The sequence below is a fragment of the bacterium genome (genome assembly GCA_029210545.1).
Taxonomy (GTDB): domain Bacteria; phylum BMS3Abin14; class BMS3Abin14; order BMS3Abin14; family BMS3Abin14; genus JARGFV01.
In genome coordinates this window covers 1-5,668 of sequence record JARGFV010000137.1, presented here as the reverse complement: position 1 = coordinate 5,668, position 5,668 = coordinate 1, and the positions used below count along the sequence as shown (strand labels likewise).

Below are 5,668 nucleotides of genomic sequence, written 5' to 3'. Positions count from 1 at the left end.
CAGTCTCAAGGTCTGCGTGTAAACCAGCTGTTCGGTCTGGTCCATATCAGCCGTGCTCGAGATAATGACCCTTATAAGGACACTGACGAGAAAATAGGCTGCCAGCCCGAAAAGAATGATCCTGTGCGCACCGGGTCTAATGGGATCTTTGTCAGCGGCTGAAATTTCCTGAGAAGTTGTCATGGCTGGTAATATGGTTTAACCCCGTTCTGGATATCGGAAACAGATGGTGCTAACCTGCTGTTAAGAGTAACATAAAAGCACCGCATTTTTCATTCCGAGTTGGAAGAATGGAGTACGGAGGGGATTTTTTTCTGGGAGCTGAAATGGGTGAGGAGAACAGTTTGAAGATCAGTGTTGTGGTGCCGTTCTTCAACGAAGAGGAGTGTGCCGGGGAGGTTTGCGAGGAAATCCTTCAGGTTCTTTCCCCTGTATTTGGTGATGATTGGGAATTGATCGCCGTGGACGACGGATCGGAAGATAGCACCGGCTCCGTTCTTAAGGGAGCTGCGGCCAAAAACAGTTCCATGAGAACGATACACAGCCGGGAGCGTCTGGGACAGTCAGCCGCTTTGAAGCTTGGTTTTTCCGTAGCATCCGGGAAGTACATCGGCACACTTGACGGTGACGGCCAGAACGACCCAGCGGACCTGCCCCTTTTGCTGCAGCAGATCGAAACGATGGATGCCGATATGGTGAGCGGAATTCGCGTTGACAGGCATGACAACTGGGTCAGGCGTATGTCCAGTAAAATAGCCAACGGGGTCAGATCAACCATCTTGAAGGATAAAACGACCGATGTGGGATGCTCGATGCGTGTGTTCAGGCGGCACTGCCTTGAGGATATTCACCTTTTCAGGAATTTTCACCGTTTCTTCCCGGCGTTGCTTGTGATGAACGGGTTTGCCGTCGCCGAGGTTCCGGTCAATCATCGGCCGCGGTTCTCTGGCACGAGCAAATACGGCGGCGGCATCAACAGCAGGTTATGGGTGGGGCTGGCGGACCTGGCGGGTGTGTACTGGCTAAGCAAAAGAGTGATCCAGCCTCGAGCTGAGGAGGATGAGGTTACTCCGGTTGGCAGCTGAACAGCGACCTGCAAAAGAACCTGTAACGGTTTCTTCCGGCCCACTAGCGGAAGTTGAATTAAGCTCCTCTCCCCTCAAGGATCTTACAACCATCATTATAGTCGGTGTGATCTTTTTACTTCTGGCCCTTCTCCTCAGGAGCGATCTGGTCCGGGATATTTTTGAAAATGTTCATCGAATCAGGTCCTTCCTCAAGTCAGACGCTGTCCCTGGCGGCCTTGCCGGCAGCGGGGCTGTGTTTGTTTTGGGAACCGGTATCCTGATCAGCCTGGGGGTACCGAGGATATGGATCTCGGCTCTGGGAGGCGCGGTCTACGGTGCTGCGCTGGGAGCAGTGTTCAGCCTCTGTTCCAGCATCATAGGAGCGACGGCCCTGTTCTTTGCGGGTTCAACATTCCTGGGCTCGGTCGCTCAGCGCCGTTTACGAAACCGCGCCGGAAAATTCGTGGAAAGGCTTAACCGGGAAGCGTTCTGGTGGACCTTATACCTGCGGCTTTTCCCCTTCAGCAACTCCACCGTTCAGAGCCTTCTCTTCGGCAGCCTGCGGGTTCCTTTTTCAGCTTTTATCTCGGGTTCAATCCTGGGGTTTATCCCGCTTACCGTTGTTTTCGCCATGTTCGGCAGCGGGGGGGTGAAAGGGAATTATTACCAGATATGGCTCGGTTTCGGGTTCATTGCGGCAGTCGCCCTGTTACGGTTCCTGATGAACCAGGTCGCCAGGGGCAAGACCGCTGAGGATAGAAACTCCTGACATATCCTGTTTAAAAAACTCCTGGTGAACTCAGGATCTTTTCTTCCAAAGGAAAGGCGATCCGGGCGGTAACCGGATCATGGTTATAAGAGTCAGGATTCCCCACATTGCCGATCCAGATCCTCTTTTCTCTCCATATCAAGGTAGCCGCAACGGTAAGCGATCTCCAACCACACTCTCGTTTCGTTGGCCTCACTCTCAGCGGTGTTCAGGCTGGGAATAAAAGCACGTTTGTTACGTCGGCGCTTCCACGCTTCTGCTATGTTTGCACATACAGATCTTGATGAACGCCTCATCTGATGAGGAGTGCAATTTAAAGACCAAATGGAAAATGTGATTCAGTTGTCGCGGTTAAGGACTTGACCCATTACCCTTTTCCCCCATACCCCTTACTGACCTTTATTCCCATTTCCTCCGGTCATCCAGGGGCTCGGCGTCCTCCGGGATCGTTCCCGGTTCCACCTGGACAGCCTTAGTGCTCAGCTTCAGGACATCCTTGAGCCTTTTCCCTATGTCCTCCAGAGTGTTCGCGGCTAAAGAAAGGATGCTTTGGACCTCAATAGTCATGTCATCCATGGCCCGGTCCCGTGTGATAACAGCCCTGAACCGATCTACCTCGGTAAATTCGGACATGACTTCGGCAAGCTGTCCAGGGTGAACAAACAGTCCCCGGACCTTGATCACCTGGTCCACTCTGCCGAGGATCCCGGTGAGGCGGGGGCTCTTTCTACCACAGGGGCATTCGTCGTATACCGCTGAGGAAAGGTCTCCGGTCGCAAACCGCAGAAGTGTGTTGACCGGGTTGATGACGGTCACAACGACCTCGCCCGGCTCTCCTGGCTGAACCGGCCCACCGGTCTGGGGATCGAGGATCTCAAGGAGCACTGAGGGGTCGAAATGCATCCCTTTACCTTCTTCACATTCGTAGGCGATAGCCCCCACCTCGGCGGTGCCGTAGCCTTGACGGACTTTGATCCCGTGGTTGTTCTGGAATTCTGCGCGCAGGCTCTCGGGAAGTTTTTCGGCAATAACGAACGCTTTTTCCAGGGGCATGGTCAGGCCGACCTGCTTGGCCTTCTCGATGAGAACCGTAAGGTAGGACGGCAGGCCCACGTAGACGTTGGCTTTGAAATGAGTGGCCTCCCTGACCTGGATCTCGCTGTTGCCGATACCAGCCGGGATCACAGCGCAGCCCAGGTTCCCGGCTGCCTCCTCGAACATGGCTCCGGCGGGGGTCAGGTGATAGTTGAAACAGTTCAGGACGATGTCTCCCCCGGTGATCCCGCAGGCTGAAAAGGCCCGTTCCCATCGGTAATAGGACTGAAGGCGGCCGTCGGGGACATAAATGGGACCGGGTGAGGAGTAGATCCTCCTTAACTGGCCTGGCGGGACGGTTATCAGGCTGCCGAAGGGAGGGTCTGCGCTCTGGATGCCAGTCATCTCCGACTTCCTGAGGATGGGGAATTTGCGAACGTCATCAGATGTCTTGAGCTCTTCAGGAGTGACACCGGCCTCGGCCAGCCTTTTGACGAACCCGGAAGCCTTTTGCCACTCACCGGTCATGAGATCCCTGATCCGGGTGGTTTTAAATTCCATCGCCTCCTCGTGGGGCAGGTATTCGATATCCCTTTCATTATTGACCATTGTTTCACGTCCTCCCGTTTGAAGTGGTTGAGAAGCAAGAATGCCCATTGGATAGTCTTACGTCAAGAAGGAGTAGACCCGTAGATCCGAAGGCCGTGTGACCGTGATGTCGTATGTCCGTACGTCCGTTCGCCTGTAAGACCATAAAGAGTCACACATTTACGGGAATCCCACCTCCATTGACCGGACCGGTTGTATTGGGTATGGTTCAGCTGGAATCGAAACAGGAAGAAAATATTTATCAGGAGATTTTCCATGCAGCTGATCATCCGTGCCGCGGGCTGGTTTCTCATCATGACCATTTACTGGGCTGTGGGCTGGTTGAACGTCATCCAGGCTCTGAAAACCGGTTTCCTCGGGGCTCTTACGATTCTTACGCTTACGGCCTGGACTGTCCGGGACGGCACTGAAAGCCGGTTCGGAAGGCTGCTCAACGGCCTGACGGCCTTCCTTTTCCTGGGCATCAGCGGTTACCACGCTTTCCTTCGGGATGTGTTCGGGGTAGCACAGGACGATATGATAGTCGTTGAGGCCCTTTTCAACACCAACGGCGGTGAGGCTTCGGAGTTTATTTCCCAGAACATCTTTTACCTGGGTAAACATGTTTTTGTCCTGGTGGTGGCCGTTTCGTTATACTGGCTGCTCCTGGGGTGGCGTCCCCCCATTTTCAGGTTCAAAAAAGCGGGCGGACCCGTTGTTGCCGGTCGGCACAGCCTGGCAGGAAGAGCAGGGGCCATATTCCTGACGGTGCTATTGGCGGTGGTCCACCTGAACCCTACCATGCGCAAGGAAAATCCTCTCCTTTATTTTCCCATCCGGAAGGCCAAATGGGAAAGGAGTGTCGAAAATACCAGGGTCATGCAGGAAAAGATCGTGGCAGCAATATCGACCGACAGTTCTCTTGCCACCATGACGTACACGTGGGAGGGGGCCCGGACAGTCGTTTTCGTGCTCGGTGAGTCCGTGACGAGGCACAACTGGTTATCTTCGGATATCCCCGTCTGACAAACCCTGAACTCGCGGCTCTGGGCGACAGTCTCACAAGGTTCGATGATGTGATCACCACCCTGGGCTCTACTGTGGGGGATATCAGGCTGATAATGGGGCCGGCGACCCACGAGGAGCCAGAGCTTTACGCCGCAAGCCCTGATATCCTCATCATGGCCAGAAGCGCTGGTTACAAAACCTTCTGGATAACAAATCACAGCACCGACATGGCCGGAGCGCTCTCCATTATCGCCGGTCACGCCGATGTTACGGTGAACGTCAACAGGGGTGGCTCCAGGGGGGAAGGTTCCTACGATGAGGTGGCCCTGCCCGAACTGGATAGGGCGCTTGACGATCGGGCGCCGCGAAAATTTATCATCCTCCACCTTCTGCAGGCCCATCCTGCTTTCTATTTCCGCTATCCTGAGGCCTTCGCGCGCTTTAACGACGCCGATGACGAGGTCGCCAGGAGGCTCAGGTCCGAAGGGCGGAGCCTCCGCGCCAGAAAAATGCGTGACTTCTACGACAACGCCATGCTCTATGTCGATCATATCCTCCGGTCCACGATCGATCTTTGCGCCAAACGCGAGGACCAGTCCATCGCATGGCTGTACGCTCCCGACCATGGGGAAGATGTCGCCCACTATTCCAACTTTGTGGGACACAACAACAGGGTCCTGGCCATGTTCGAGATCCCCATGCTGTTCTGGAGGTCGAAGGCTTTTCCCCTCAACGCGCAGGATGCGGCACGCTTCAGCGAGAGACCATATCAGACCGACATCCTCGACCATACCCTGCTCGGTCTGATGGGGATCAAGGGGGATTATTACGATCCCGAGAGGGATGTCCTCTCGTCCGAATTTGTGCCGGTCCCGCGATTTGCCGCCGGAAAACCTTATCCCTGAGAAATTCGTAAGTGCGTGAATGCGTGTGTGCGTTGAACCGTAAATCCGTGTGTCCGTGGATCCGTTCGTCCGCAAGATCTTAAAGCATCACGCCTTTACGGAACTACGGAATTACGGCCTTCAGACTCACGGACCTACGGACCCGCCCTCCCACGGCATATTCATCTTGACATCTTTGGCTATTTGGCTATATTGCCAAATAGTGCGATTTAATAGTTCACTCTGGAGGTAAGATCATGTTCAAGACGAACAGAACACATTATGAGAAGCGGTCCCAGGTCTTCAAAGCCCTGGCG

7 protein-coding genes are annotated in these 5,668 nt (G+C 54.4%); 4 read left to right on the top strand and 3 right to left on the bottom strand.

Annotation, left to right across the window (positions count from 1 at the left end):
* The coding region (locus P1S46_11100; protein ID MDF1537023.1) for a hypothetical protein at positions 1 to 183 on the bottom strand (183 nt) is incomplete at its 3' end.
* Between the two features lie 161 nt (positions 184 to 344).
* On the opposite strand from P1S46_11100, the gene P1S46_11095 reads away from it, so the two are divergent.
* Together P1S46_11095 and P1S46_11090 are read left to right on the top strand one after the other, a co-directional pair.
* The gene (locus P1S46_11095; protein ID MDF1537022.1) at positions 345 to 1,085 is read left to right on the top strand and encodes a glycosyltransferase family 2 protein; all 741 of its coding nucleotides are present in this window, start codon (positions 345 to 347) and stop codon (positions 1,083 to 1,085) included.
* Positions 1,075 to 1,836, top strand: a complete 762-nt coding sequence (locus P1S46_11090; protein ID MDF1537021.1) for a VTT domain-containing protein — start codon at positions 1,075 to 1,077, stop codon at positions 1,834 to 1,836. The genes P1S46_11095 and P1S46_11090 overlap by 11 nt, the downstream gene beginning before the upstream one ends.
* A gap of 92 nt (positions 1,837 to 1,928) precedes the next feature.
* Here the strand turns inward: P1S46_11090 and P1S46_11085 are convergent, their stop codons facing one another.
* Together P1S46_11085 and P1S46_11080 are read right to left on the bottom strand one after the other, a co-directional pair.
* A complete protein-coding gene (locus P1S46_11085) occupies positions 1,929 to 2,132 on the bottom strand; it encodes a four helix bundle protein (GenBank protein MDF1537020.1) in 204 nt (67 codons plus the stop codon).
* Between the two features lie 103 nt (positions 2,133 to 2,235).
* Complete coding sequence (locus P1S46_11080) at positions 2,236 to 3,480, bottom strand: AMP-binding protein (protein MDF1537019.1); 1,245 nt, start codon at positions 3,478 to 3,480, stop codon at positions 2,236 to 2,238.
* 255 nt (positions 3,481 to 3,735) lie between these two features.
* On the opposite strand from P1S46_11080, the gene P1S46_11075 reads away from it, so the two are divergent.
* Entirely contained in the window at positions 3,736 to 4,485 is a 750-nt protein-coding gene (locus P1S46_11075; protein ID MDF1537018.1) for a hypothetical protein, read from the top strand.
* 20 nt (positions 4,486 to 4,505) lie between these two features.
* Positions 4,506 to 5,372, top strand: coding sequence for a phosphoethanolamine transferase (locus tag P1S46_11070; GenBank protein MDF1537017.1), 867 nt, complete (start codon positions 4,506 to 4,508; stop codon positions 5,370 to 5,372).
* The last annotated feature ends 296 nt before the right edge of the window (positions 5,373 to 5,668 follow it).

Bases quoted from the DNA above. Each gene is read 5' to 3' on its own strand.
- P1S46_11080 (MDF1537019.1), bottom strand. From the start codon at position 3,480: ATGGTCAATAATGAAAGGGATATCGAATACCTGCCCCACGAGGAGGCG.
- P1S46_11075 (MDF1537018.1), top strand. From the start codon at position 3,736: ATGCAGCTGATCATCCGTGCCGCGGGCTGGTTTCTCATCATGACCATT.
- P1S46_11085 (MDF1537020.1), bottom strand. From the start codon at position 2,132: ATGAGGCGTTCATCAAGATCTGTATGTGCAAACATAGCAGAAGCGTGG.